Origin of the sequence: Shewanella sp. LC6 (assembly GCF_006385735.2) — a bacterium.
GTDB classification, from domain to species: Bacteria; Pseudomonadota; Gammaproteobacteria; order Enterobacterales; family Shewanellaceae; genus Shewanella; species Shewanella xiamenensis.
This window is the reverse complement of the sequence record NZ_CP043902.1, coordinates 4,845,636-4,871,908: the sequence shown is the minus strand read 5'-3', so window position 1 is coordinate 4,871,908 and position 26,273 is coordinate 4,845,636. Positions and strand designations below refer to the sequence as shown.

The 26,273-nt window shown below is 48.0% G+C and carries 21 protein-coding genes; 6 read left to right on the top strand and 15 right to left on the bottom strand.

Going from position 1 to position 26,273, the window contains the following annotated elements; genetic code table 11:
- Positions 1 to 10: 10 nt before the first annotated feature.
- Both FJD32_RS21740 and FJD32_RS21735 read right to left on the bottom strand, forming a co-directional pair.
- The gene (locus FJD32_RS21740) at positions 11 to 1,948 is read right to left on the bottom strand and encodes a S9 family peptidase (protein ID WP_099457231.1); all 1,938 of its coding nucleotides are present in this window, start codon (positions 1,946 to 1,948) and stop codon (positions 11 to 13) included.
- Between the two features lie 77 nt (positions 1,949 to 2,025).
- Entirely contained in the window at positions 2,026 to 3,393 is a 1,368-nt protein-coding gene (locus FJD32_RS21735) for an MATE family efflux transporter (RefSeq protein WP_099457232.1), read from the bottom strand.
- Positions 3,394 to 3,415: 22 nt separating this feature from the next.
- Here FJD32_RS21735 and FJD32_RS21730 point away from each other — a divergent pair, with 22 nt between their 5' ends.
- On the top strand, positions 3,416 to 4,462 hold the full coding sequence (locus FJD32_RS21730; RefSeq protein ID WP_047540553.1) for a polysaccharide deacetylase family protein: 1,047 nt from the start codon (positions 3,416 to 3,418) through the stop codon (positions 4,460 to 4,462).
- A 15-nt stretch (positions 4,463 to 4,477) separates the two neighbouring features.
- Here FJD32_RS21730 and FJD32_RS21725 read toward each other — a convergent pair whose 3' ends face one another.
- From FJD32_RS21725 to FJD32_RS21705, 5 genes are all read right to left on the bottom strand, one after another.
- Positions 4,478 to 5,107: an SCO family protein gene (locus FJD32_RS21725; RefSeq protein ID WP_161808791.1), complete on the bottom strand. Its 630-nt coding sequence runs from the start codon at positions 5,105 to 5,107 to the stop codon at positions 4,478 to 4,480.
- 60 nt (positions 5,108 to 5,167) lie between these two features.
- Positions 5,168 to 6,070, bottom strand: a complete 903-nt coding sequence (gene cyoE, locus FJD32_RS21720) for a heme o synthase (protein ID WP_099457233.1) — start codon at positions 6,068 to 6,070, stop codon at positions 5,168 to 5,170.
- Positions 6,071 to 6,072: 2 nt separating this feature from the next.
- Positions 6,073 to 7,146 carry a COX15/CtaA family protein gene (locus FJD32_RS21715; RefSeq protein ID WP_099457234.1) on the bottom strand — a complete coding sequence of 358 codons (1,074 nt, stop codon included), beginning with the start codon at positions 7,144 to 7,146 and terminating at the stop codon, positions 6,073 to 6,075.
- A complete protein-coding gene (locus tag FJD32_RS21710; protein WP_099457235.1) occupies positions 7,146 to 7,691 on the bottom strand; it encodes a hypothetical protein in 546 nt (181 codons plus the stop codon). Before FJD32_RS21710 ends, FJD32_RS21715 begins: the two co-directional genes overlap by 1 nt.
- Positions 7,692 to 7,758: 67 nt before the next feature.
- Positions 7,759 to 8,670 carry an SURF1 family protein gene (locus FJD32_RS21705; RefSeq protein WP_181159816.1) on the bottom strand — a complete coding sequence of 304 codons (912 nt, stop codon included), beginning with the start codon at positions 8,668 to 8,670 and terminating at the stop codon, positions 7,759 to 7,761.
- On the opposite strand from FJD32_RS21705, the gene FJD32_RS21700 reads away from it, so the two are divergent.
- A complete protein-coding gene (locus FJD32_RS21700; RefSeq protein ID WP_047537887.1) occupies positions 8,615 to 8,845 on the top strand; it encodes a DUF2909 family protein in 231 nt (76 codons plus the stop codon). The two genes, FJD32_RS21705 and FJD32_RS21700, sit on opposite strands and share 56 nt — an antisense overlap.
- Before the next feature lie 28 nt (positions 8,846 to 8,873).
- Here FJD32_RS21700 and FJD32_RS21695 read toward each other — a convergent pair whose 3' ends face one another.
- The 6 genes from FJD32_RS21695 to lexA all read right to left on the bottom strand — a co-directional run bounded on the left by FJD32_RS21695 (position 8,874) and on the right by lexA (position 15,007).
- Positions 8,874 to 9,749, bottom strand: coding sequence for a cytochrome c oxidase subunit 3 (locus FJD32_RS21695; RefSeq protein WP_140906958.1), 876 nt, complete (start codon positions 9,747 to 9,749; stop codon positions 8,874 to 8,876).
- Positions 9,746 to 10,327: a cytochrome c oxidase assembly protein gene (locus FJD32_RS21690; protein ID WP_037423698.1), complete on the bottom strand. Its 582-nt coding sequence runs from the start codon at positions 10,325 to 10,327 to the stop codon at positions 9,746 to 9,748. Before FJD32_RS21690 ends, FJD32_RS21695 begins: the two co-directional genes overlap by 4 nt.
- Before the next feature lies 1 nt (position 10,328).
- Positions 10,329 to 11,921 (bottom strand): cytochrome c oxidase subunit I, encoded by a 1,593-nt coding sequence (gene ctaD, locus FJD32_RS21685; RefSeq protein ID WP_037426604.1) that lies wholly within the window; start codon positions 11,919 to 11,921, stop codon positions 10,329 to 10,331.
- Positions 11,922 to 11,930: 9 nt separating this feature from the next.
- Positions 11,931 to 13,472, bottom strand: coding sequence for a cytochrome c oxidase subunit II (coxB, locus tag FJD32_RS21680; RefSeq protein ID WP_099457236.1), 1,542 nt, complete (start codon positions 13,470 to 13,472; stop codon positions 11,931 to 11,933).
- Positions 13,473 to 13,877: 405 nt separating this feature from the next.
- The gene (locus FJD32_RS21675; protein WP_099457237.1) at positions 13,878 to 14,390 is read right to left on the bottom strand and encodes a SulA-like leucine-rich domain-containing protein; all 513 of its coding nucleotides are present in this window, start codon (positions 14,388 to 14,390) and stop codon (positions 13,878 to 13,880) included.
- A complete protein-coding gene (gene lexA / locus FJD32_RS21670) occupies positions 14,387 to 15,007 on the bottom strand; it encodes a transcriptional repressor LexA (RefSeq protein WP_099457238.1) in 621 nt (206 codons plus the stop codon). The genes FJD32_RS21675 and lexA overlap by 4 nt, the downstream gene beginning before the upstream one ends.
- Positions 15,008 to 15,292: 285 nt before the next feature.
- On the opposite strand from lexA, the gene plsB reads away from it, so the two are divergent.
- The 3 genes from plsB to FJD32_RS21655 all read left to right on the top strand — a co-directional run bounded on the left by plsB (position 15,293) and on the right by FJD32_RS21655 (position 19,887).
- The gene (gene plsB, locus FJD32_RS21665) at positions 15,293 to 17,716 is read left to right on the top strand and encodes a glycerol-3-phosphate 1-O-acyltransferase PlsB (protein ID WP_037423683.1); all 2,424 of its coding nucleotides are present in this window, start codon (positions 15,293 to 15,295) and stop codon (positions 17,714 to 17,716) included.
- Positions 17,716 to 18,972 (top strand): tryptophan permease, encoded by a 1,257-nt coding sequence (gene mtr, locus FJD32_RS21660; RefSeq protein WP_140906957.1) that lies wholly within the window; start codon positions 17,716 to 17,718, stop codon positions 18,970 to 18,972. Before plsB ends, mtr begins: the two co-directional genes overlap by 1 nt.
- A gap of 132 nt (positions 18,973 to 19,104) precedes the next feature.
- Entirely contained in the window at positions 19,105 to 19,887 is a 783-nt protein-coding gene (locus FJD32_RS21655; RefSeq protein ID WP_140906956.1) for a VOC family protein, read from the top strand.
- A gap of 232 nt (positions 19,888 to 20,119) precedes the next feature.
- Here the strand turns inward: FJD32_RS21655 and FJD32_RS21650 are convergent, their stop codons facing one another.
- Entirely contained in the window at positions 20,120 to 21,289 is a 1,170-nt protein-coding gene (locus FJD32_RS21650) for a ribonuclease T2 (protein WP_140906955.1), read from the bottom strand.
- 189 nt (positions 21,290 to 21,478) lie between these two features.
- Here FJD32_RS21650 and FJD32_RS21645 point away from each other — a divergent pair, with 189 nt between their 5' ends.
- On the top strand, positions 21,479 to 23,053 hold the full coding sequence (locus FJD32_RS21645) for a hypothetical protein (RefSeq protein ID WP_055647314.1): 1,575 nt from the start codon (positions 21,479 to 21,481) through the stop codon (positions 23,051 to 23,053).
- Positions 23,054 to 23,125: 72 nt separating this feature from the next.
- On the opposite strand, the gene FJD32_RS21640 is transcribed toward FJD32_RS21645, so the two are convergent.
- Positions 23,126 to 26,269 carry a CusA/CzcA family heavy metal efflux RND transporter gene (locus FJD32_RS21640; protein WP_140906954.1) on the bottom strand — a complete coding sequence of 1,048 codons (3,144 nt, stop codon included), beginning with the start codon at positions 26,267 to 26,269 and terminating at the stop codon, positions 23,126 to 23,128.
- Positions 26,270 to 26,273: the final 4 nt, after the last annotated feature.

The following is a 26,273-nucleotide window of genomic DNA, read 5'->3' as shown; positions in this document are numbered from 1 at the left end:
GGCTGTGATGCTACAACTGGGTTTTCAGATTGTCGGCTAAAAACTTATCCAGTGCTTTGAACGTGGTTAACCTGTGGTCATTGTTACTTAAATAATGGTCACCATTTTCAAGCTCAATATATTCGACGTTTTTCTTACGTGATTTCAGTTCGTCGAACATTTCGCGGCTATGTTGCACCTTGACCACTCGGTCCTTGTCGCCATGCAATAGTAATACTGGGATAGTGATTTTATCGGCCTTACTGACGGGTGAGCGTTCATAGAGGGCGCTAAAGTCATCGCCAATTTGTTCTTTAACGACTTCATAATTGGTAAAACGGCGGCTGGATTTTACTAGGTAAGCCACGTCTGTTACGCCAGCCACACTAACCGCACAGCGGTATAGGTCGGGGGTCATCGCCGCGCCCATTAGTGCTGCATAACCACCATAACTCGCGCCGACAATACAGATACGTTGCGGATCGCTAATCCCTTGATTGATTAGGTAACGCGTGCCATCTTCCACATCGTTTTGCATTTCGAGTCCCCAGCTTTTTAGGCCGGCTTTCATAAACTCATAGCCATAGCCTGCTGAACCCCGAAAGTTCATTCTGAATACTGCGTAGCCACGGTTGGCAAAAAACTGTGCCCAATAATCAAAGTCATTACTGTCGTAACTAATGGGGCCGCCGTGGGGGAAGATGATGGTTGGTAAGTTTTTCGCCTCAAGGCCTTTAGGCACAGTAAGGTAAGCATCTATTTTGAGTTTATCCCTCGCTTCGTAGCTCAGATATTGAGTGTCGGCGAGTTGTTCGCTGCTGAGCTGGCTATATCTCTCGGCTATTGGAAACAGTGCCTTTTCATCCCGATCACCAAAGTAATAGGTGCCTGGCTGAGTCGAGCTGGTGGAGTAGACAATATAGCGGCGTTCATTGGCGCTAAATTGGGTGATGAAGTTGTGCGCATTGGGTAATACCGCTTTCAGCCCATTTTGTAGGCCCGCATATTCAGGATCCCAGAAGGTATACTCTTCGCCATCGCCCTCACTGATCCCAATGACTTTTTTCTTTAATTCTGAATAGATGAGGTCGCCTTCGACATCGGTATTTTCGTTGGCGTACACCAGCTCTTTGGTGAGCTTAGGATCAGTCAAATTCACCTTAAAAATGGCTTCAAATCCTTGGTGATAGGCGCGTACGTACAGAATATTTGGGTCTGCATCAAACCCCAGTGGCCAGATACTGTCTTCGGAGAAGGCTTTAAAGGTCCAAAGTAAGCGAGACTCGGTTTTTTGTTCGGGCTGTTCGTAGATTCGGTACTCAGTGTCATCGTTATAGATGGAAATTCGGACCTTGTGCTGCCTGTCGGCAATCCAACCGATGACTTTACGCTTAGCGTTTTGAATAAAGGCGGATTTTCCCTGAGAGAGATTGACTCTAAGCACGCTATCTTCTCCCACTGCTTCGCCCATACCATCGAGGGCGAGCAAGATATGATCGGGATCATCCGGCATCATATCGATAATCTGTCCCTGATGTTGGGGAATCCAACTAAGTCGCTCCACAACACTGCGGGCAAGAACACTCGTCGTTTTTCGTGTGGTTAAATCGTACTTCACCAAGCGAGTTTCGGTCGTTGGTGTGCCGTAGCGGTTTGCCGGAAACTTAGCGCTAATCAGCAAAGTAGTGTCATTTGCCCACTGTAATGACAGCAGGACAAACTTCTGATTATCGGTATGAACTGCAACGTCTTTTGCACCTGTTTCTAAATCGAGGATGCTGACAACGGTACCCTTAAGTTTGGGCTGGTCTACCCGAACGATAGAGGCAATTTTTTTACCATCGGGCGACAGTTGGACTGAGCTGACATCGGGAATACTGGCAAAGGCCTCGACGGGAAGCTGAGGAACTGTTTGAGCAAGCAGTGGCAGGCTTAGCCACAGGAGTAACAAAGGTAAAATCCTTTTCATTTTATATCACATTTATATTACAAAAGTTGTGCGTATATTAATCGGTCAAACCTAAGTAAGCTACTGTCTTTACTGAGTTAACTAACAATAAATGTCTTACTAAAGCGATAATGTGCAGCAAGGGTCAGGCTTCGCATTAACATAAAGGCCGTCATGGCCGCCCACAGAGCATGGTTAGCCTGCTCAGAAGGCAATAGCGATTGTAGTAAATACCATGTCGGGAAGAAGGCGCCAAATGTCGCGATAATCATGCTATTACGCATCACTTTACCCTGCGCCGCACCGATATAAACGCCATCGAATAGGTAAGAGCTAAAAGACCAAAGCGGTAGCAATACCAACCAAATCAGATAAGTCTGTGCTGTGGTTCTGACCTTATCAATACTGGTCAACAGTTCGATAATATGGCTTCCCCAAAGGCTGAAGATCAGTGTAAACCCAACTGCTGTGATGGCAGACCAACACCAGGCCAGCACCACGGCTTCATGCAATTGCTGCGCGCGCTTTTGACCATAGGCTTTGCCCACTTCCGCCTCGGCATAATAGGCGATGCCATCGAGGGCGTAGGAGATTAATAGCAGTAAATTTAATAACACTGCATTGGCTGCGACGGTATTGTCCCCAAGGCCTGCACCGTGAAAGGTCATAAAGGCGAAGGCAGCTTGCAGGCATAGACTGCGGATAAAAATATCGCTATTGAGTTTGAGCAGTTTGCCGTAACCGACAAACGTCAGATGGACACGCAATTGGTCAAATTTAAATTGAGATGACAGCTTAAGCTGTTGTAATACCATGTAGAGTGCAACGCTAAAGGCGGTGATATCGGCACATACTGAAGCGAGTGCTGCGCCTTTTACACCCCAGCCGAATCCCATTACAAATAGTACATCGAGGATAATATTGGCTAAGTTGGCGAGGATAAGCTGCCACATCGCCGCCTTGGGTTGTTGCCGGCCAAGGAGCCAGCCGAGCATAACTAAATTGAGTAGGGCGAATGGCGTCGACCAAACGCGGACTTGAAAATATTCTCGGCAATAACGCTCCACTTCCATACTCGCCTCGGAGAGGCCGAGCGCTAAATTCAATATCGGGAGCTGCAATAGGATCACCGCGATACCCAGTCCAGTCGCCAGCATCGCGCCTTGAACCAGCAATTTTAATTGGCTCGCGGTATCGTTTGCGCCATAGGCCTGTGCGACTAAGCCTGTGGTCGCCATTCGTAAAAAGCCTAATAACCAAATGATTAATGTGATAATCGTTGACCCGAGTGCGACACCCCCTAAATAATAGGCGTCACTCAAATGCCCTATCACAGCGGTATCCACTAATCCTAATAACGGAACCGTGATATTGGAGAGGATCATCGGCAGTGCAAGCGCGAACAGTTGGCGATTTTGGGCGCCATTAAACAGCAGCGCGAGTGCGGTAGATTTTGCAGTAGTCATTGATATTGGAGGTATTCACATTATGGTTAAACGTGCGTTATTGGCACTCTTCGGGTTGATGACTTTTTCGGCCAATGCCGTGGTCATTTTACAGTATCACCATGTGTCAGAAACCACGCCGGCGGCGACGAGCGTCACGCCTGCACAATTTCGTGAGCAAATGCAGTTCTTGGCTAATGATGGCTTTAAGGTGATTCCGTTATCGCAGGTGGTCGAAGCGATAAAAAACAAACAAGATTTACCCGTCAAAACGGTGGCGATTACTTTCGATGATGGTTATCACAGCATTGCGACCACAGCGCATCCCATCCTAAAGGAATTTGGTTTTCCCTACACCTTATTTGTGGCAATTGAGCCTATTAAACAAAAGTTTACCGAGATGATGACTTGGGAGCAGCTCATCACGCTCTCCAAGGAAGGGGCCGATATTGCTAACCACAGCTGGGCCCATGAGCATTTGATCCGCAGGCTGGACAATGAATCTCAAAGCCAATGGTTGGCGCGAATTAAGGCCAATATTCAGGACACCGAAAATGCGATTCGCGAGGCGACTGGGCAGAATTTTAAAATGCTGGCCTATCCCTATGGTGAATACAATCAGGCGATTCAAGACATGTTGACCGAAAACGGCTTTGTTGCCTTTGGCCAACAGTCAGGGGCGGCAGGCCCTTATTCGCCACTCACGGCGCTGCCGCGCTTCCCTGTGGCGGGGCAATATGCGGATTTAAAGAGCCTAAAAGCCAAGTTATACAGTCTCAATATGCCAGTGCTTGAGCAAACACCTAGCGATCCTGAGCTTAAGGGCGGAAATTGGCGCCCCGAGCTTAAGGTGAAGCTCGATATGAGCGATATTTCGGCCAAGCAAGTGATGTGTTATATCCAAGGGCAAGGCGCTAAAACACCTACTTGGTTAAGTGAAAACGAGTTTAGCATTCAAGCCGATTTAGCCTTGCCTGCTGGCCGCTCGCGCTACAACTGTACGGCACCAAGTAAGACGCGCAATGGTTTTTACTGGTTTTCTCAGCCTTGGGTGAGACCGAAAGACGACGGTTCTTGGGTCAAAGAATAGTCTCATCTGCGATGGCTATTTAGGTTTATAGCTGTTGACGATTTTATCGAAGTCGCTGATTAAGGCCTCGTTTAGAATCTGAGGTGCTTTACCTAAGGTGACTGCGGGTTTAAACACCGCTACCCGCGTGCCTTGAGGGGAAACCAGCACATAGCCCGCACTATGATCGACCTGATAATTTTCTCCTTCACCTACCATAGCGTAGGTGAGTCCTAGGCTGCGGGTGAGGGGGAATATTTGGGTTTGCTCACCCGTCACCGCCTTAAACTCAGGATTAAAGAAATTCACGTAAGTGAGGAGTTTATCTGGGGTGTCCCGCTTCGGATCCACGGATAAAAACACGATTTGAATGGGCGCAATTTTTTTCAGCTCAGGATAGGCGGCGGCGAGTTTGTTTAAGGTAGTTGGGCAGATATCGGGGCAGTAAGTAAAACCAATAAAAAATAGGCTCCATTGGTCTTTCAAATTCGCATTGGTAAAGGGTTGTTGCTGTTGATCGATAAGCTCAAAGGGCGCTAGCTCGAAGGCCTCTGGAAACAAAAAACCACTCTCTAACTCAACGGGCTTAGGTGGATTGAACTTCACTGCAAATAGCCCTCCCAATCCTATTAATAGAATCGCTATCACTAAGATCTTGTTGGAGATTCTTTGTTGCATATTTTGTCCTCAGGCCATGCCCGTCCTATGCCCATCGAGCGTTGCACATTACGCCCAAAGATAGTGGTCGAGCAGTAATGCCATAAATAACAACATTAAATGATAAATCGAGAAGCGAAACACTTGCATCGCCAGTCCTTCACGATCCTGATACTTTAATTGCCACGCCTTATAGATAAATCCAGTGCTGAGCAAGCTTGAGCACACAAAGTAGAGCGGTCCACTCATCCCGACTAATACGGGCAATAGACAAGCTATCGCCAGCAAAATCGTATAGAGCAAGATACAGGTCTTAGTAAATTCTACCCCATGGGTCACGGGCAGCATGGGAATATCTACTTTGGCATATTCTGCGCGTCTGTGAATCGCCAGTGCCCAAAAATGCGGCGGCGTCCACAGGAATATGATGATGACGAGCAATAGCGCATGACCATGGAATTGATTTGTCACCGCCGTCCAACCCAAGAGAGGCGGCATCGCGCCCGCCAAACCGCCAATCACAATATTTTGCGGGGTGGCCCGTTTTAAATAGGTGGTATAAACCAAGGCGTAACCAATCAAGCTGGCAAAGGTGAGCCAAGCGGTGAGCGGATTAGTAAAAACATAGAGGATCACAAAACCTAGGCTGCCTAAGAGTGCCGCGAACAACAACGCCCTCGTCGCCGAGACTCGGCCCTTGGGCAGCGGACGGTTATAAGTGCGTGCCATCATGCCGTCGATTCGCCTATCAATCAGATGGTTTAAGGCGGCGGCCGACCCCGCCATCATGGCGATGCCGAGCAAGCCTGCCACTAAGGGTTTGACTGGCAGTATGGTGGGCATGGCTAAACACATGCCGACTAAGACGGTGAGTAGCATTAAAGCCACCACCTTAGGTTTGGTCATCTCGAAATAGGCACGCCAAGCCACATTAACACTAGGGTGACTACTGATTGAGAGCGGTTTTGCCATGGTTAAACCCTCGATGTTGAAGATGGCTTATGCCAAAGAAAATAGTTAATTGCGACTAGGGCGAGTAGCAATAATGCCGCGCCGCCATTGTGGGAAACGGCAATCCCTAGTGGTAAATGCATCACCACGTTTGAAATCCCTAAACTGACTTGCAGTATCACTAAGGCGACCAACAACAGGCTTAGAGCCTTGAGCTGGGTGCTGAAAAATAACCGATAGGCGAGCAACAACAATAGACTGGCGGTAATGATGGCGCCAACGCGGTGGGCGATATGAATGGTCATGCGAGCATGGTAATCCAATACGCCAAATTCAAAGCTTGGGTGTTGCCCTTGGAAAGGGGAAAAGGCATCGGCAATAGCGAGGTTGTCCATCCAATTACCTTCACAAATCGGCAAGGCCGTGCAGGCGAGGGCCGCATAGTTGGAGGAGGTCCAGGCACCGAGCATGATTTGGCCGATAAGCACCAGCAGACTCAACAGCGCCAGTTTCGGCAAGTGTTTACTCTGGCCAATGAATTTAAGGCTCGTGCCTATTCGCGAACCATGGGCGCCATTAAATCCTGCGCCCGCAGCACGCTGACTGTGAATATCAGCGGTTTCGAAAATTCGCCTCGGACGTGTTCGCAGATACAGCAATAGCAGGAGCGAGAGCAAGCTAAAGCCGCCAATTAAATGGAACATCACGACAATCGGCATTAGTTTCATCGTCACAGTCCACATCCCCAACGCCGCCTGAAATATGATGAGTAACACTATGGCCAAAGGCAGTTTTTTGGGAGCTTCGGATGTTTTTAGGCAGAGAATAAAAACCAGTAAGACGAGGATGCCCAAGGCGCCCGCAATATACCTGTGGATCATCTCGAGCCAAGCTTTTTCGGGATGGATATCGTGGTCGGGAAATAGGGTTTGGGCATGGGAGATCTCATGGTCGTGGGTGGGCACTTTGATATGGCCGTAGCAACCGGGCCAATCTGGGCAGCCAAGTCCTGCGTCCGAGAGCCGAGTGTAAGCCCCCATTAAAATTACTAACAGGGTAAAGACTATGGTGACGCGGAGGAGCCAAGTCAGTTGCATTAGTCTACCCTCGATAGTTTCAATAACTTACGGAGATCCGCGACCAAGGCCTTACCCTGAGCTAAATGTGCCGCCTTGCCTTGCACTTGGGGGTAACGCAGCACGAGTGCGCCGAGTGGATCGACAATAATCAGCTGTTGTTGGTCAAGCCATTGGCTGAGGCTTTGGCTGGCGGGCTGAGTGTTGAAGTTAAAGCTGCTTAATGCGTTTAAGTCACTGTCTGGATTCACAAGAATAAGCGGTTCGACACGAGCCTGATCTGGCCCTAAGGCGGTATGGCTCTGACGCAGGATATACAAGCGCTCGCGGCAAGCTTCATCGCACTTTGCGGGCAATAAATATAGTAGTTGCCATTCCTTAGGCTGAGGATTGTTAAGGCCAAGACTGGTATAGCTGGTTTCTGGGCTGATGAGCTCACCGTGGTTGGTGGAGCCGCCTTGATACCAATGCATGCTCAGCACTAACTTAGCGATGACCACAGGCGCGATAAAGGTCAGTAGCAATAACCCCAATGCGCGGTATTTGGCTGTTTGTTGGGAGTCCATATTTGCTCCTCTTATTGTCCCTAATGCTTTGTTTTATTGTTTTTTATTAAAATCTTGCTGGTATCTGTTACTCGGTCTTAGTCGCTTCCTTATCGGCTTGATGCCGTTGTCGTGATTTTTTGAGGTATTTCATTGCTTGCCAACCCATCAGCCCCGCAAACACTGTTGCCATGGCAAACCATTGCAATGCATAACCCCAATGTTTTTGGGCCGAGAGGGGGAAAGGCTGCCAAGGGTGAGGCAAGGTTTGCGCTGGTTGTAATTGGGGTAAGACATCGGGTTGTAACACCGCGGGTAGGATGGGATGTCCTAACATTTGTGCCATCTCGGGTAGATTGAGATTTTGAAACCGAATCCGTTCGCCTTGTTCCGTGGTGAAGGGTTCTGCCAGTAAGTGATGGCTCAAGGGATTAATCTGTTTTTGATAGAGGCGGCCTGTAAGAACCAGTTCACCGACTATGGGGCTGACTTCGGGCAAGGCATCTCGGTGGGATTTAGCGGCAATAAAGCCAAGTTCGAGTAACAGCCAAGGTTGAACAGGATTATCTGTCTGATTTGCTGACGTTATTTGCAGTAGCTGAAAGGCGAGATAGCCCACTTGCCCTTGATAGACCTGATTGTCGAGCAACCAGATTTGTGGATTCGCGGATTTTGCTTGAACTTGTAAGCGGTAGCCCGTGACGCTGCCTTTAGCCAATTCAGCTATGAGCTGTTCAGGATTGAGTGTGGCAGCGGATTGTCTTGCCTCCATTTGTGCGAGTAGTTCGGTTTTTTCAACTGCCCTATCCATTTGCCACAAACCTAGCTTGACCAAAACCACGAATACCACCACAGTCAATATCAGTAGTAACGACACACCCCTATGCAACCAAATAAATCTTGGTAACCAAATCAATTTGGCGAGCAAAACATAAGGATAGCGTATGAACATCCCGCTCATTTTTAAGTGTGTTTTAGTACTGCTGTTGCTGTTTATCATTTTTAACCTAGGCAGAGCCTTAATTATTATGGTTAAAGGTGACGACCAAACCGCTGAACACCCGGTGCCAATGAGCCGCTATTTGGGCCGTAGGGTGATGTTTTCTGTACTGGTTATCCTGCTCTTGCTGGTGGCTTTGGGGACTGGATTGCTTGGTCTCAATCCCACGCCTTAAGTTTTCAACTTATTGTTTCAACGAATATTTAAAGCACATAAACAAAGATAAACAGGCAGAGCCAAACTACGTCGACAAAGTGCCAGTACCAACTGCCTGCTTGGAAGGCAAAATGCTTATCCGCACTAAAGTGGCCTTTTAACACTCTGAAAAACAAGACTAATAGAAAGATAGTGCCCAAGGTTACATGCATGCCGTGGAAACCCGTCAGCAGGAAAAAGGTGTTGCCATACACGCCCGAGGTGAGCGTTAGCCCCATCTCATGGTAGGCATGGCTATATTCCTCCGCCTGCAAAGCAAGGAAACTAATTCCCAGTAAAATCGTGAGCCCTAGCCAGAGGGTGATGGCCGAACGCTTACCCTTTTCTAAGCTGATATGGGCAAAATGCAGCGTGACTGAGGAAGTCAGCAGCACAATGGTGTTGACTAAGGGTAGTCCATTCCATGGCATGGCTTCGGTTTTGGTGCCATCAGGCGTGGTGACGAGTGGCCAAACGGCCTCGAAGTGTGGCCACAGGACTTCGTGGGTCATGGCATTGTTGGACGCGCCGCCTAGCCAAGGCACAGCGACCATACGGGCATAAAATAAGGCACCGAAGAAGGCGGCAAAGAACATCACCTCTGAGAAGATGAACCAGCTCATGCCTTGGCGAAACGAACTATCCATTTGATGGGAATAGAGGCCCGTCATCGATTCTTTGATCACGGTTCTAAACCAGCCAACCAGCATAAACAGGATGACGGCGATGCCTGCCAGTAAAATATAGCCGCCACCCGAAGCGCCAGATTTGAGTTGATGTACAAAATGTCCCGCCCCAAAGGCGATTAAAAACAAGCCGATAGCACCAACAATCGGCCAAGCACTCTGGGCGGGGACGTAGTAAGTCTCATGTTTAGTGGTCATTTTGCAGCTCCTTGCTCTATGGCAGACGCTAACTGCTTGTCGGTAATGTCGTAGAGGGTGTAAGAGAGGGTTAAGGTGTGGATAGACTCGGGTAATTGAGGATCCACGAAGAAGATCAACGGCAGCTCGGCGCGACTCGCGGCGGCTAAGTGTTGTTGGTTAAAACAAAAACATTCGGTTTTATTGAAATAAGCTGCGCCTTGGCCGGGCGAAATTGAAGGAATCGCCTGGCCCACAATTGCTCTATTCGAAACATTTTGCGCCAGAAATGCCGTGTGGATGAGTTCTCCCGGATGCACTTCGAGCCGTTTCGTTTGTGGTTCAAATTTCCACGGCATGCCCGTCTGCACCTGCGAGATAAACTCCACCGTTACCACCCGGTTCTTATCCACAGTGATCGCCTGATAACTGCTGGCAGTATTAGAGGTTTTGCCATTAATACCCAGTTTTTCGCATAGCACATCGTAGAGCGGCACTAAGGCGAACCCAAAGCCAAACATCGCAAGGCAGCCCAGCACCAGCAGGCTGATGAGCTTACGGTTGGACTTGATGTTGGGCTGATGGGGTTGGCCTTGCATGTTATTTCACCTCGGGTGGCGTGGTGAAAGAGTGATAGGGCGCGGGGCTTGGTAGGGTCCACTCTAAGCCTTCGCTGCCTTCCCAAGGTTTGGCGGGCGCCTTTTCACCGCCCCGAATACACTTAATCACCAGCACGAGGAAAATCAGCTGAGATAGCCCAAACGCAAAACCCCCAATCGACACGATTTGATTTACATCGGCAAATTGAATCGAGTAATCGGGAATACGCCTTGGCATACCCGCAAGACCTAAGAAATGCATCGGGAAAAACAACACGTTGACCGAAATCACCGAACACCAAAAATGCCACTGGCCGAGCTTTTCGCTGTACATATGCCCGGTCCATTTAGGCAGCCAGTAATAGGCCGCCGCCATGATGGAGAAAATCGCACCAGTGACTAACACATAGTGAAAGTGAGCCACCACAAAGTAAGTATCGTGGTATTGGAAGTCGGCTGGCGTGATGGCGAGCATCAGGCCAGAGAAGCCGCCAATAGTGAACAGAATAATAAAGGCCACCGCGAACAACATTGGGGTTTCAAAACTCAGTGAGCCGCGCCACATGGTCGCTACCCAGTTAAACACTTTTACCCCTGTCGGCACGGCAATCAGCATAGTGCAGTACATAAAAAATAACTCTGCAAACACTGGCATACCGGTGGTGAACATATGGTGCGCCCACACGAGGAAGGACAGAATCGCAATACTCGCCGTGGCATACACCATGGATGCATAGCCGAATAATGGTTTACGGCTGAAAGCCGGGACTATGGCAGAGATAATGCCGAATGATGGCAAAATCATGATGTAGACTTCGGGGTGACCGAAGAACCAGAAGATATGCTGGAACATCACAGGATCGCCGCCGCCTGCCGCCTCGAAGAAGCTAGTACCGAAAAACTTATCGGTTAACACCATAGTGACGGCACCAGCGAGTACTGGCATAACGGCGATCAGCAAGAAGGCGGTAATCAGCCAAGTCCATACGAACAGTGGTAACTTCATCCACGTCATTCCTGGCGCGCGCAGGTTAACTATGGTTACGATCACGTTGATGGCACCCATGATCGAACTTATCCCCATGATATGGATCGAGAATACAAATAATGCTGTGCTGTCAGGGCTATAAGTGGTCGAGAGTGGTGCGTAGAAGGTCCAACCAAAGTTAGGGCCGCCGCCTTCCATAAACAATGAACTCAACAATATTGCAAAGGCGAAGGGCAGGATCCAAAAACTCCAGTTGTTCATACGTGGAAGCGCCATATCAGGCGCACCAATCATCATCGGGATTAACCAGTTAGCTAGTCCGGTAAAGGCTGGCATCACTGCGCCGAATACCATGATTAGCCCATGCACTGTGGTCATTTGGTTGAAGAAGTTAGGCTCAACGAGTTGTAATCCGGGCTGAAAGAGTTCGGCGCGGATCACCATGGCCATCGCACCACCGGTTAAAAACATTATGAAACTAAACCATAGGTACAGGGTGCCAATGTCCTTGTGGTTAGTGGTGAGTAACCAGCGCATGATGCCTTTAGGTGCACCGTGATGGTGTTCATCATGGGCGGCAATTTGATCTTGAGTCAGTGTGCTCATCTTAATCCCCTACAGTCCATGGCGAGCAATATCAGCGGGTTGCACTGTATCGCCGGTATTATTGCCCCACGCATTGCGCTCATACGTAATGATGGCAGCAAGTTGTTGTGGCGTGAGTTGGTTGCCAAATGCCTGCATCGCCGTGCCCGGTTTACCGTGCATCACTATATCGATGTGATTGGCGACCGGACCCGTTGCGATAGTGCTACCAGCAAGGGCGGGGAAGGCGGGAGGCATACCTGCACCCGTTAGTTGGTGGCAGGCGGCGCAAACTGTGGCATAGGTCTTTTCTCCTTCGGCCATCAGTTCATCATGGCTGAGCGTGGGAAGACTCGCGGGATCGACACTGGCGATGGGCTCTGTCGCCGCTTTGGGCGCATCGGTGGTTGAGGGGGGCTGAGTCGTTGCTACTGGTTCGCTATTGGTGCCACCGGATTTATGGGCATCAACGTCTTTGGCTTGCACCGCATCACCCGTGTTGTTGCCCCACGCATTACGCTCATAGGTAATCACTGCGGCAATTTCTTGGGGCGTTAATTGTTTGCCAAAGGCTTGCATGGCCGTACCCGTTTTACCATTGAGCACGATTTCAAGATGACCGCTCAGCGGCCCGGTAGCTATGGGGCTGCCTTTGAGATGAGGGAATACGCCTTTTAGACCTTCGCCATTAGGTTGATGGCAGGCTGCGCAGTGACCAAGGTAAACTTGCTCACCCTGAGTCATCAGCTCTTCTTTACTCAGTGTTTGCGATAAGGCGGCTTGTGCGGCTTGCGCTGCGGCATTGGCGGCTTGTTTTTGTTCTGCAACCCAAGCATCGAACTCGGCTTCGGGCAGTGCCTGAACCACTATCGGCATAAATCCATGATCTTTGCCGCAAAGTTCGGCACATTGGCCACGGTAAATGCCGGGTTTATCGATACGGGTCCACGCCTCGTTGATAAACCCTGGGTTAGCATCTTTTTTCACTGCAAAATCTGGTACCCACCATGAATGGATAACATCTTCAGAAGTCATCAGAAAGCGGATTTTTCTATTTACAGGCAGGACAAGGGGCTTATCGACCTCGAGTAAGTAGTGCTCTCCCTTGGCCTCACTACCTTCGATTTGAGGTCTTGGTGTGGCGAGAATACTGTAAAACTCAATATCTTGATCGAAATAGCTGTAATGCCACTTCCATTGCGATCCTGTGACTTTTACCGTGAGATCGGCATTGCTGGGGTCTTCCATGGCAATCAGAGTTTTAGTTGCCGGAATCGCCATTAAGATCAGAATGATAAAGGGAATTATCGTCCAAGCGATCTCAACTTTTGTACTCTCATGGAAGTGTGACGCGACCGCGCCCTTGGATTTTCTGTGGTTGATCATGGCATAAATCATCACGCCAAAAACCACTAAGCCTATCGCGCAGCAGATATACAGAATCGTCATGTGCAGGTGGTATACCTTGCCACTGATTTCTGTTACGCCAGGCGTCATATTGAACCGCATGTCTGCTGCGGCCAACGGTGGGGCGAATAGCACCACGAGTAAACAATACAACCATTGCTTCACAAGACTTCTCCTCTGCTAATTGCAAATAGCAACTACAAAGAAGAGCAACACAGTAAGTCTCAACTCTATGCAAACTCTTCAGTTCCCAAAAAAGTGTTTCTGACTTCAACGTGCGTTGGCGGCTTACTTATGATCAAGTATTGTTACTGCTGGTATTAGCCACACTGGCACATACTGCTGAATAAACCCATTATTCTCAATTTTTGTGGGCGAGCGATATTCGAAAATAACGCGATATTTCTGCCTAAACAGGCGATATATCATGTGCGCCTAAATCAAACATACTTGCTGTTTAAAAATTGATCAAGATCACTTCTTTTTCTAATTGTCTGAAAAATTGCCAAAAAAAAGCCTCACATTCACAGGTGAGGCGGCTTTCAAGGCTAAATACGGTGTGAAAAATTTTTAATGAACAGAGCTGAAAAATGCGGGTTGAGTAAATTTAGTCGATTGGGTGAGATTGGTGCTAGAAGGTTGGTCATTCGTTGAACCTTCAAGCACGATACCCATTGCACGTGCGCTCTTTGCTACAATTTGTAGGCGACGATTATCGCGAGTATCTAGGGCGTTAATCCAAGTAATCACTGCGCTAGATGTGCCACTGGTTAAGGCTTTTTCCATCGCCCAAAGGGTTTCGACCTCATCTTTTGCGTGAACCAATAGTACGCGATCCATACGCACACCTGCGTTTGCTAATAGCTGCTTGTAGCCAATACTAGGTGGGTTGATGAGCACTATCCATCTTCCCTGTTGGCTCAGTTGGGCAAGTTGTTTGCTCAGCTGTGTCAGCTCTTGGCGCCCTTGGCTCTGAGTTGGCATAGTGACTATTGATGTATGCTGCCAGTCGGTCTCTGTATCTCGAACCGTATCGAGCCATAAACCGGGGTGACGCGGGGCATTACCTAATAGTTTGTTCATAGCCAATCTCCATTGCGGATCACCCCTACGGCGAGCCCTTCAATTGTTAGACTTTGGAAACTCAAATCGACTTTAATCGGTGAATAGTCTTCATTCTCGGCATGTAGGTAGACAAAATTACCTTTTTTTTCAAAGCGTTTTACGGTTACATCATCGTCAACGCGAGCAACAACAACTTGTCCATTGCGCGCTTGTTGTACTTTATGAACGGCAAGCAGGTCACCCTCAAGGATGCCGATATTCTTCATACTGTCGCCTTTTACGCGCAGCAGGAAATCGGCAGCAGGGTGGAACATGCTGGGGTCGACTTGGTAATACTGTTCGACATGCTCTTGGGCGAGAATCGGTTCACCCGCTGCCACTTGGCCGATAAGTGGCAAGCCTGTTTCGCGGTTATCTTCTTCCTCTACAGGGAGACGGATCCCGCGGGAAGTACCAGGCATGATCTCGATGCAGCCTTTTTTCGCCAATGCCTTAAGGTGTTCCTCTGCGGCATTTGCACTTTTAAAACCCAAACGGGTGGCAATTTCGGCCCGAGTGGGTGGCATGCCAGTCTCGGCAATATTACGTTTAATCAACTCTAAAATTTCGGCTTGGCGTGGCGTCAACGGTCTCATGGTCTTTCCTGTTTTTCTATACAGTTACTGTTAGTATATACAGTATTATTGGTAGTGCAAGTATTAACCACTTTTAACTTGGTCAGCTAGATCTGCAAATAACCGTAATCGTCATCTATGGGGTGAATGCCATTTGCACGGTATCAATAAATGGTGTCGCCTAAAGTGCGTTACTAAGTCATTAAAATCAGCAGCTGAATCCTGCATCTTTAGGTTGTTTGGGTATATTCTCTAGAATCTGGTATTCTATGGGGCTAATGAACGTACTTACATTGCATAAGAATAATGCCTAAACAAGACTCTCTTTGGTTGAAATCATTACGTTGGATCCAAAAGCACTTAGTGCACACTATTGTTGTGCCACAGGATCCCTTTGCCGATCTGAATCTGGATGCCTCCAGACCGCTTGCTTATGTAATGAAAACAGAATCCCTGAGTGATATTGCTGCGTTAAGCGAGATCACCACGAAACTTGGTTTGCCAAGCCCTTACGAGCCGCTGGTGGTGAATGGCGTTGTGGCGCCACGGGTGGTATGCCTTGAAGGTCGTAAGCCTTTATTTGGTGAACGCGCCAGTAATGAGCCATTCCTCGAATGTTTTATGCGTTTGTTGGCCGTCCATAAGGAAAAGCCAGAGTTAGATATCCAGCTGGTGCCTGTGAGTCTGTATTGGGGTCGTACTCCGGGTAAAGAAGACGACACCATGAAGGCGGCAGTGCTTGAGCGCGAGAACCCTACTTGGTTACGCAAGTGTTTGATGATCTTATTCTTAGGTCGTCATAACTTTGTGCAATTTTCTAATGCGGTATCGCTGCGTTACATGGCCGACGAACATGGTACCGATATGGGCATTGCCCATAAATTGGCTCGAGTAGCGAGAGTACATTTCCGCCGCCAACGTAAGGTGATGACGGGGCCTGTGTTGCCTAATCGTCAGGCGTTATTCCATTCCTTGCTGAAATCTGAATCCTTACGCAAGGCGATTCAGGAAGAAGCCGCGAGCAAGAAGATTTCTGAAACCCAAGCGCGTGAAACGGCAATTGAATATCTTGATGAAATTGCGGCGAATTATTCCGATAGTCTCGTACGTATTGCCGAGCGCTTTTTAACGTGGTTATGGAACAAGCTCTACAGCGGTATTAACATCAAAGGTGCCGAGCATATTCGGCAGTTACACCACGATGGTCATGAGATTGTGTATGTGCCCTGCCATCGCAGCCATATGGATTACCTGCTGTTATCTTACATTCTGTATTACCAAGGTATGGTGCCACCGCATATTGCTGCGGGTATCAACCTAAACTTCTGGCCTGCGGGGCCGCTGTTCCGCCGTGGCGGGGCTTTCTTTATTCGCCGTAGTTTTAACGGCAACAAACTCTATACGGCCGTGTTCCGTGAATACCTCGATCAGCTGTTTGCTAAGGGATATTCGGTTGAGTATTTCTCTGAAGGTGGCCGTTCTCGTACCGGTCGTCTATTGGCGCCGAAAACGGGCATGATCGCTATGACGATCAACAGTGTGTTGCGTGGTATCGAACGCCCAGTCACCTTAGTGCCTGTGTATTTAGGCTACGATCACGTGATGGAAGTGGCGACCTATCACAAAGAGCTAAGCGGTAAGAAAAAACAGAAAGAATCTGTATGGCAAGTCTTTGGTGCTATTCGTAAATTAGGTAATTTTGGCCAAGGTTATGTCAACTTTGGTGAGCCGATTACATTGCAAAATTTCTTGAATGAAACGGCACCAAACTGGCGCAGTGAAGTGGCTGATGATCCTGAGCAAAAACCGACTTGGTTAACCCCAGCGGTGAACGTGTTAGCAAATCGGGTGATGACGCGGATTAACGACGCCGCTGCCGCCAGCTCTATTACCTTGACCAGTTTAGTGTTGTTGGCGTCGGAGCAAAATGCCTTAGAGCGTTGTTTGCTCGAGCGTCAGTTAGATTTATACCTGACCCTGCTTAAGCGTGTGCCTTACACGTCGTTTACGTCGGTTGCCGAAGGTGATGGCAAGCACTTAGTACAACAAGGATTAGAGCTGAACAAGTTCTCCATCAACGCCGATCCTTTGGGTGAGATAGTGTCAATTGATGAAAAACAAGCGACGTCAATGACATACTATCGCAATAATATCATTCACTTATTTATTATTCCGTCATTAATTGCCAGCTGTTTAATCAATAATAAACAGATTTCAAGAGCGCAAATCCTTGGGATAGTGAACGACTTTTATCCGTTATTGAAGGCGGAGTTGTTTATGGGGATCAAAGATCTCCCAAGCTACGTGAATCAAGTGCTCGAGCTGTTTATTGAGCAAGGTCTAGTGCAGGAAAGCGATATGTTGTCGGTTGTGACCGAGCACACCAGCCAAATGTTATTGTTGGCTGGCAGCGTTAGTGAGACCTTGCAACGCTATGCCATTATCTTCAATCTGCTGGCCCACAGACCTAAGATGGAGCGTTCGGATCTCGAGTCTGAAAGCCATCTGCTTGCCCAACGTTTAGGGGCGCTGCATGGAATTACCGCACCAGAATTTTACGATAAGAAACTCTATAACACCTTGAGTGTTAAGCTAAAAGAGTTGGGTTATTTCTCTGGTAAGGAAGATAAATCTGATGTTGAGCGCATTCGCGATCAAGCTAATAGCTTACTCAGAGCCTCTGTAAGGCAGACGATTGTCGCCAGCGTGACCGCGGAGCATATCGCTTAATGGCTAACCATATGAATGCGGCGAAGAATAAGCCGGTGGGCAAGTCTTTGCTTGGTGGTGCCATGATTATTGCCGGTACCACAGTCGGGGCGGGGATGTTTTCTTTGCCTGTCGTGGGCGCTGGCATGTGGTTTGGTTACTCGGTACTGATGTTACTCGGTATTTGGTTTTGCATGTTGATGTCGGGACTGTTACTGCTCGAAACCAACCTGCATTTCGAGCCGGGAGCGAGTTTCGATACCCTGACCAAGGAAACTTTAGGCCAGTTTTGGCGGATCGTGAATGGGGTGTCCATTGCCTTCGTGCTCTACATCTTAACCTACGCCTACATCAGTGGCGGTGGCTCGATTGTTAACCATAGCCTCCAAGGTATGGGGATTGAGCTGCCTCAAAGTGTCGCCGGATTAGTATTTGCTGTCGTGCTCGCCTGTATCGTGTTGATCAGTACCAAGGCGGTGGATCGTATTACGACCATTATGCTCGGCGGGATGATCATCACTTTCTTCCTCGCGATTGGTAATTTGCTGATCGAAATCGATGTGACTAAGTTGCTCGAACCGGATGGAAAGCAAAGCTTTATGCCTTATCTGTGGGCGGCCTTGCCATTTGGTCTAGCCAGTTTTGGTTACCATGGAAATGTGCCGAGTTTGGTGAAGTATTATGGCAAAGATTCATCGACCATTTTCAAAGCCATTTTTGTCGGGACTTTTATCGCGCTGATCATTTATGCCTGCTGGTTAGTCGCCACTATGGGCAATATTCCCCGCAGCCAGTTTAGTGAGATTATTGCCCAGGGTGGCAATATGGGCGTGTTAGTCGGCGCCCTGTCAAAGGTAATGGAAAGCAGCTGGTTAAACAGCATGTTAACCCTGTTTGCTAATTTAGCTGTGGCGTCTTCTTTCCTCGGTGTGACCTTAGGTTTATTCGATTATTTGGCCGATTTATTCGGATTCGACGATACGCGCTCTGGCCGGATGAAAACGGCAATTGTCACCTTTGTGCCGCCCACCATATTTGGTTTGCTGTTTCCCGATGGCTTTTTAGTTGCCATTGGATTTGCAGCCTTAGCGGCAACCGTGTGGGCTGTTATCGTGCCAGCGCTGATGGCCTACAAGTCGAGACAACTCTTCCCTAACCATCAAGGTTTTAGGGTCTTTGGTGGCACGCCGTTAATTATCCTTGTAGTGTTGTTTGGTGTTGTGACGGGTGCTTGTCATCTACTCGCGATGGCGAATCTATTACCGCAGTTCTCCTAAGTATTTCGCTCGCAAATCAAGCCCTCAAATTGAGGGCTTTTTCTTTGTATTCATCTTTTTACCGCCAAAACTGGACAGTTGCATAAACTCCAGCTTAACTCGAACACATTATCTGTTTGATTGGAGTCTGCAATGAGGATTACTCAGTACGCACAGGGACAGGCCTGTTGGGTTGAATTGGCGAGCCATGACTGGCAGGGTGCAGAGGGTTTTTACCATGCGCTGTTTGGTTGGAATGCGGTGGAAATGGCAATTCCTAATGGTCATTTCTCGCTGTTCAATCTGGAGGGGGACGATTTAGGGGCCATGTATCAAATCCCTGAGTCGGAACCACAGATCCCTAGCCATTGGCGGATCTATTTTGCGGTTAAGGATATCGAAGCGACGGTTGCCGCCATCCTGGCTGCGGGTGGGCAATTGCACATGGGGCCGCATGTGGTGGGGGATGCGGGCGTGATGGCGCAGGTGAGCGATCCCGAAGGCGCGCGCTTTGCCCTGTGGCAAGCGAAAAATCACTCGGGCTCACGTCGCCAAGGTGAAGAAAATACCCTGTGTTGGGTGGAGCTGGCTTGCCGTGAACCTAGCGCCGAAGCCAGTTTTTACACTCAAGTGTTTCCTTGGACCGCGCTCCCCAGTCATGTGCCCGGCATCGATTACACCGAGTGGCAAATTGATGGTCAGTCTATGGGGGGCATGATGAAAATGATGCCGGAATGGGGCGAGATCCCCGCCCATTGGATGCCTTATTTTGTGGTGGCGGATTGTGATGCTTTTGCCGCTAAGGCGCAGGGGCTGGGCGCACAGCTATGCGTGCCGCCAAGCGATATCCCTAATGTGGGACGTTTTGCGGTGATTGCCGACGCCCAAGGTGCTACTTTCGCGGTAATACACCTATCCCAAAATGAAAACCAATAAGTTAACCTGGGCTAGGAATAAGTAGCGCCGCTGAATAGGCATCTTTCGGGCCTCTCTGCGTTGCTCTGTCTAACCATAGCTCGCTATGGCATACGACAGAGCGCCTTGATATGCACAAAAATCTGCGCATTCAGTCAGAAAAATTGTTTTTTAAAAACAATAGCTTATGGCATTGTTTTGGTTTGTTAAATTTAGATTTTTTCGACACTCGTTACCCCAAGTTCAGGTTAAGTTAGTTTGGTTTGTCGATAGAGAGTGGGTCTGGGCAGTTAGTCTTTTTCGCCTTCGGTGCTTTAGCAAGTAGGCTCGGAATTGAGTCTGATAGCTTGATCTCTTGTGGAAGATTAATCCGGATTTCGCTTAAGAGTCCCTTGGCGCAATCAAGCGTGATCTTAGTGTGTGCACCTTTACCGAAGCTAGTATCAAAGCTTTGATTCAACTCTTGTTGTGTGACTTTTTTACCAATTCTTTCATGGATAAATTGTTGTACCCATGTCGAGGCATTGACTTCCTGCGTCAGCTGAGTCGCCAGTAAAAAATAGTCATTGGGGTCTTGATTACGACAGGTACCGTGCTTCCACCATTCATGGCGTTCTAAACAGGTGCCGTAGCGAGCACTTGGCATCACTTCTTCCAGATTCTTTTGCACAGAGGCATTGAGTGGTACTTCAGGATAATCGCAAAAATCACTTGGTTGTTGTTTTACGCTGCTGCAAAAGCCGTAACGAGTGCCACATTGCTGGCGATTAGGCCAGAGGCCATGCAGGCTAAAGTGTTGCCATTGAGGCGCATCACTGGTTTGGCTTAAGGCGCGGCATTCTGCTTTACGACTGCCATAGAGTTCACAAAAGGTGCTTTGCCAACTTAAGGCGAGCACATGGGAGTCATAATTATCTTCGATTTGACACACATGGCCTTGGCGTTTCTCTAGCGTACCTCGTTCTTTTAGGCTTTCACGATTGATGGCTTTGATATCAGAGGCTGTAGTGGTTTGCGCAGGCTCTTTGGTTGAGTTTGGCTGATAAGTCTCTGCCGTCGCTACATTGGTATTGTATTGTCCACAATCACCTTTAATCCAGCGTAACGGTGAACTGATGGCATTGGTGCGGACGCGAATCCAGTCAGGATTGACGCTGTTTCCTAAAATCTCCGTAACGGGATAACGTTCACCGATATTGCTCTGCCAATCATCGGGATTGGTTTGTTTATTTTTAGACTGAAACAACTCACAGCGTTTATTGGCAATAAATTCCCCTGTGGCGGGGACGGCATATGCGGGTGCTGCTGACATGATTAGTGCAGAGCATAAACTGAACGAAGCGAGTAAAACATGTAATCGTTTTTTAAGGAAAAGTCTTTGTGGCCATATTTGGCTGATGATTAAACAAGATGGCTTAGTCATGTGATGGCATCCTTTCTACAGCAGTGAGTCGAGTCAATTCTGTGGTGCGCTGCGTTAATGGTACATATAAGCGTTGTAAACTGAGAGGCTTATTTTATGGATCGCAAACATCAGTGTCATTAGGGTGTCATGCATTCGACTTATATTCGGGTTTTATTGCTAAAACTTTTGAATATAAAGAGGTTATTCATGCATAAGGTCATAAATCTCAATGTTGTTTTATTATCGTCTCTAGTAGTGCTATCTGGTTGTAATTCTGACTCTGATAAGACTGATCCTACACCCATTGAGCCCAGTGGGCGTTGGCTAAAAGGTGACTTACACGTTCACACTGCGGTTTCGCAGGATGCTCGTGAAACCCAGTCTGATATTCTAAAATGGGCCTTTGGTGACTTCGGTTTAGACTATGTTTCATTATCAAATCATATGCGTAACAACAGTCAAGATAATGATGATAACGACGTCGGTGGGTTACTGTTTTACGATGCGTTAACTCAGTATGAAATTCCCGGTTTAAAGAAGAACATGCCTAACTATGAGGGCAAGATTGCTTATTCAAGTTTTGAGTGGGATATGCCAACCCATGAGCACTTTAACATTGGTATTTTAGGTGATGAAGCCAAAGTTCTGTCTGCGGTTAAGACCTTTGAGTACAGATTTAGTAGTAAAAATGATATTACGAACTTTGATCCCAAAGATGTTGCTGCATGGACGGCTGCGGGGGATACCCGTCAAAATAAGACTCACGAGGATGCTATTGCTGCTTTGAAGTGGTTAGAGACTCATTATCCAGACAGCAGCTACGGGATGCTAAATCATCCTCGTCGTTATTTATCCAGTTATACGATTCAAGATGTTAGAGAGCTGAACGATGTTGCTCCGAATGTTTTCTTTATGGTTGAAGGTCTTGTCGGTGGCCAGTTCAGTGGTAACCGTGGTGACTATGGTGAGCGTAGTAGTGGAGTGTACGGCGGCGTCGATCCGGTTGTTGCTGAGGTCGGTGGCTGGTGGGATGCATTATTGGGTGAAGGTCGTCGAATTTGGAACATGGGTAACTCGGATATCCACTTCAAAACACGTACTCCCTACGCTAGTAGTTATTATCCCGGTGAATATGCGAAAAGTTACACTTGGGTCGATGGCAAAGATACTACAGCGCTTTTGAAGGGATTACGCTCGGGCAATAGCTTTTCTGTGTTTGGTGACTTGATCGATGCCTTGGATTTTAAGCTTGAAAATGGCAATAAGAATAGTGTCACCATGGGACAAACTTTAGTGGCTAAACCTGGCGATAAGTTAACACTCACTATTCGCTTTAAAAGTCCGGCGTTGAATAATAAAGAGTCCGATATAGGTAATGAAATTTATGCTGGAATTAACCCTGGTGTAAACCACATAGACTTGATTGCGGGTAACGTGGGTCAGCGTGCTGAGCCTGGGACCGCGGCTTACAGAAAAGAAACAAACGATTCAACCTTAGTCGTTAAAACCTTTACTCGTGCCGACTGGCATAAAGATGCCGATGGCTACTACAGTATGAGTTACAGTTTTATCGCGGATCGGCATCAATATTTCCGTCTGCGTGGGACTAATTTAGATTATAACCAAGCTAATCTGACGGAAAGAGGTAATCCTTTGAAGTCAGCTGTGATTAATCAAGCTGAAGGTGAATCGGTACAGTCTTGGTATAACAAGATTAATGATCGTAACTATAACGACCTGTGGTTCTATTCTAACCCTGTGTTTGTTAACACGGTTCAATAACCCTTTTTAAATGCGGTTGAATAAAAATCCCCCAGACTATTATGGTTTGGGGGATTTTTTATGCCTGTACTATCAGTGAACTGCGTCTTGCTTTAATTTACGCGAGTAAATGAGAAGATACAGTGCCGGCAGTACAAACAACGACAGTATTGGTGCTGTTACCATTCCGCCGACCATTGGGGCGGCGATTTTTTGCATCACATCGTTACCCGAACCTGCGCCCCACATAATGGGGAGTAGGCCGAAGAAGATGGTGGCAACTGTCATCGCTTTAGGACGTATCCGCATGACCGCACCTTCTATCAAGGCTTCTTTTAAGTCTTCAACGCTGTGGTAAAGGTTTTTCTCCTGTCGATGTTTGATGGCGTTATTTAAATAGACCAACATAATCACCCCAAATTCTGCTGCCACCCCAGCAAGGGCAATCATACCAACAGCGACGGCAACAGAGATGTTGTAATCCAGTAGATACAATAGCCAAGTGCTGCCGACTAAGGCAAAGGGTAGACTCAGCATGATCATGCTCGCTTGCATGGTAGAGCCAAAGGTCATCATCAGTAGGATAAAGATGACTCCTAATGCCATTGGGATGACTTGCTTTAGTTTGGCATCGACCCGTTGCATATACTCGTACTGGCCCGCAAAGCTGTAGCTATAACGGGGCGGCATTTTGAGTTCGGCATTTAAAGCTTGCTTCGCGGTGTTAATGTATTCCCCAATAGAAGTGCCCTCAATATCGATAAATACCCAAGAGATTAAGCGCCCGTTTTCGCTGGTGAGCATTGGTGCACCATCGGTGATTTCGATATCGGCTAAATTGCGTAGTGGTAAGTAATTTCCCGATTTAGTGATCACGGGTAATTCACGCAGTTTCTCTATATTGTCACGCAGCTCTCTTGGATAGCGCAGGTTAATAGGGTAACGCTCAGCACCTTGTACGGACTCGCCAATATCCATACCACCGATGGCGTAACGCACTACATCCTGAATATCTTGTAATGACATACCATAACGAGCGGCAACATCCAGTTTTGGCGTGATGTCGATGTAGCGTCCACCACCGCTCCGTTCTGCATAGGCTGATTTAGTGTGTGGGACCTTGCTTAAGATAGCCTCAATTTTGGTGCCTAGGGCTTGCAGCTCATTGACATCTGCACCGGTAATTTTAATGCCTACGGGGGTTTTAATGCCCGTTGATAGCATATCGATACGTGTCTTAATTGGTTGCACCCAAGCATTTGTGAGGCCAGGCACTTTTACCGTCTGCTGTAACTGGTTAATGATGCCATCTAAGGTCATGCCTTCACGCCATTCGTTGTGGGGTTTTAGCATGATTGTGGTTTCGAGCATGGTGAGTGGCGCAGGATCTGTCGCCGTTTCGGCCCGCCCCACTTTACCAAATACGCGAGCGACTTCAGGGACGGTTTTAATCAAACGATCCGTCTGTTGTAGCACTTCGGCGGCTTTGCTGGCGCTAATGCCTGGCAATGCCGTTGGCATATAGAGTAAATCGCCTTCTTCGAGCGCAGGCATAAACTCGCTGCCCATACGAGTCATGGGATACCAAGCACTGGCCAGTGCTATTAAAGCAATTAGTAGGGTTACTTTTGGAAACTTCAGCACCAGTTTCAACGACGGTTGATACAGAGCAATTAGCACTCGGCTGATGGGATTACTGCGCTCGCTAGGAATTTTTCCACGAATAAAGTAACCCATCAGAATTGGCACTAGCGTAATGGATAATAATGCCGCTGCCGCCATGGCAAAGGTTTTAGTGTAAGCCAGTGGCGCAAATAAGCGTCCTTCCTGCGCTTCTAGCGCAAATACGGGTACAAAACTTAAGGTGATAATAATCAGTGAGAAAAACAGTGCAGGGCCCACTTCGATAGAAGCTGCGCTAACAATTTCCCAGTGTTCTTTAACCGACGGTTCGCGTTGATGTTCGGTTTTAAAGTGCTCTAAATGTTTGTGTAGGTTTTCGATCATGACGATCGCACCATCCACTACAGCACCGATGGCAATAGCGATGCCACCAAGACTCATAATATTGGCATTCACCCCCATTTTATTCATTACGATAAAGGCAATAAGAATCGACAGCGGTAAAGTAATCACCGCGACCAATGTTGAGCGTGCATGCAGTAAAAATAATAGGCAAACCAAGCCCACAACCAACATTTCTTCAATGACTTTGCTGAATAGGTTGTCGACAGACTTTTGAATTAATTGAGAGCGGTCATAGGTTGGAATGATTTCCACCCCTTCAGGCAGACCTGTTTTTAGCTCTTCCAGTTTAGCTTTAACCGCATCGATAGTGGAAAGCGCGTTTTCACCGTACCGCATCACCACAATGCCGCCCACGACTTCGCCTTCACCATCAAGCTCGGCAATACCGCGGCGAGCAGCGGGGCCCTTACGCACGGTAGCGACATCTTTGAGTAGTAAAGCTGTTCCGGAAGGGCTAGTAATCCCTAATGGGATTTCACGAAAATCAGCTAATGTTTGACGATAACCCTTGGCGCGCACCATATATTCGGCTTCGGCCATTTCGACCACTGAACCACCAGCTTCGCTATTGGCTCTTTCTATCGCCTCTTTGACGGTGGCGATATCGAGTTTATAGATCGCCATATTGTCTGGCTCGAGCACGATCTGATAGGTCTGCTCCATACCGCCGACGGTTGCGACTTCGGAGACACCGGCAACACTTTGCAACTCAAGTTTGAGATACCAATCCTGTAGGCTTTTCAGTTGCGAGAGATCTAAGTTGCCAGAGCGATCGACCAGCGCGTACTCAAACACCCAGCCCACACCTGAGGCATCAGGGCCGAGTGAGGGTTGTACCCCTTGAGGTAAGCGACTGCTGATCTGGCTTAAATACTCCAACACCCGTGAACGCGCCCAATAGATGTCGGTGCCATCTTCGAAGATCACATACACATAAGAGTCACCAAACATCGAGAAACCCCGCACGGTTTTTGCACCGGGTACGGCTAGCATGGCGGTCGATAATGGGTAGGTCACTTGTTCTTCAACCAGTTTTGGTGCTTGCCCTGGATAAGGGGTCTTAATGATCACCTGCACATCGGACAAATCCGGCAGGGCATCGAGCGGCGTTTTACGCAACTCCTGCACGCCCCAGACAGTAACCATGATGGCGATAATTAACACCATAAGTCTTTGTCTGATCGAGGACTCGATAATATATTTCAACATAATG

Bases quoted from the DNA above. Each gene is read 5' to 3' on its own strand.
- lexA (WP_099457238.1), bottom strand. From the start codon at position 15,007: ATGAGACCGTTGACGCCACGCCAAGCCGAAATTTTAGAGTTGATTAAA.
- FJD32_RS21740 (WP_099457231.1), bottom strand. From the start codon at position 1,948: ATGAAAAGGATTTTACCTTTGTTACTCCTGTGGCTAAGCCTGCCACTG.
- cyoE (WP_099457233.1), bottom strand. From the start codon at position 6,070: ATGGCAAAACCGCTCTCAATCAGTAGTCACCCTAGTGTTAATGTGGCT.
- ctaD (WP_037426604.1), bottom strand. From the start codon at position 11,921: ATGAGCACACTGACTCAAGATCAAATTGCCGCCCATGATGAACACCAT.
- FJD32_RS21645 (WP_055647314.1), top strand. From the start codon at position 21,479: ATGCATAAGGTCATAAATCTCAATGTTGTTTTATTATCGTCTCTAGTA.
- FJD32_RS21690 (WP_037423698.1), bottom strand. From the start codon at position 10,327: ATGCAAGGCCAACCCCATCAGCCCAACATCAAGTCCAACCGTAAGCTC.
- FJD32_RS21715 (WP_099457234.1), bottom strand. From the start codon at position 7,146: ATGCAACTGACTTGGCTCCTCCGCGTCACCATAGTCTTTACCCTGTTA.
- FJD32_RS21695 (WP_140906958.1), bottom strand. From the start codon at position 9,749: ATGACCACTAAACATGAGACTTACTACGTCCCCGCCCAGAGTGCTTGG.
- FJD32_RS21700 (WP_047537887.1), top strand. From the start codon at position 8,615: ATGAACATCCCGCTCATTTTTAAGTGTGTTTTAGTACTGCTGTTGCTG.
- FJD32_RS21675 (WP_099457237.1), bottom strand. From the start codon at position 14,390: ATGAACAAACTATTAGGTAATGCCCCGCGTCACCCCGGTTTATGGCTC.
- FJD32_RS21730 (WP_047540553.1), top strand. From the start codon at position 3,416: ATGGTTAAACGTGCGTTATTGGCACTCTTCGGGTTGATGACTTTTTCG.
- FJD32_RS21705 (WP_181159816.1), bottom strand. From the start codon at position 8,670: ATGATAAACAGCAACAGCAGTACTAAAACACACTTAAAAATGAGCGGG.
- FJD32_RS21655 (WP_140906956.1), top strand. From the start codon at position 19,105: ATGAGGATTACTCAGTACGCACAGGGACAGGCCTGTTGGGTTGAATTG.
- mtr (WP_140906957.1), top strand. From the start codon at position 17,716: ATGGCTAACCATATGAATGCGGCGAAGAATAAGCCGGTGGGCAAGTCT.
- FJD32_RS21710 (WP_099457235.1), bottom strand. From the start codon at position 7,691: ATGGACTCCCAACAAACAGCCAAATACCGCGCATTGGGGTTATTGCTA.
- FJD32_RS21640 (WP_140906954.1), bottom strand. From the start codon at position 26,269: ATGTTGAAATATATTATCGAGTCCTCGATCAGACAAAGACTTATGGTG.
- FJD32_RS21735 (WP_099457232.1), bottom strand. From the start codon at position 3,393: ATGACTACTGCAAAATCTACCGCACTCGCGCTGCTGTTTAATGGCGCC.
- FJD32_RS21650 (WP_140906955.1), bottom strand. From the start codon at position 21,289: ATGACTAAGCCATCTTGTTTAATCATCAGCCAAATATGGCCACAAAGA.
- plsB (WP_037423683.1), top strand. From the start codon at position 15,293: ATGCCTAAACAAGACTCTCTTTGGTTGAAATCATTACGTTGGATCCAA.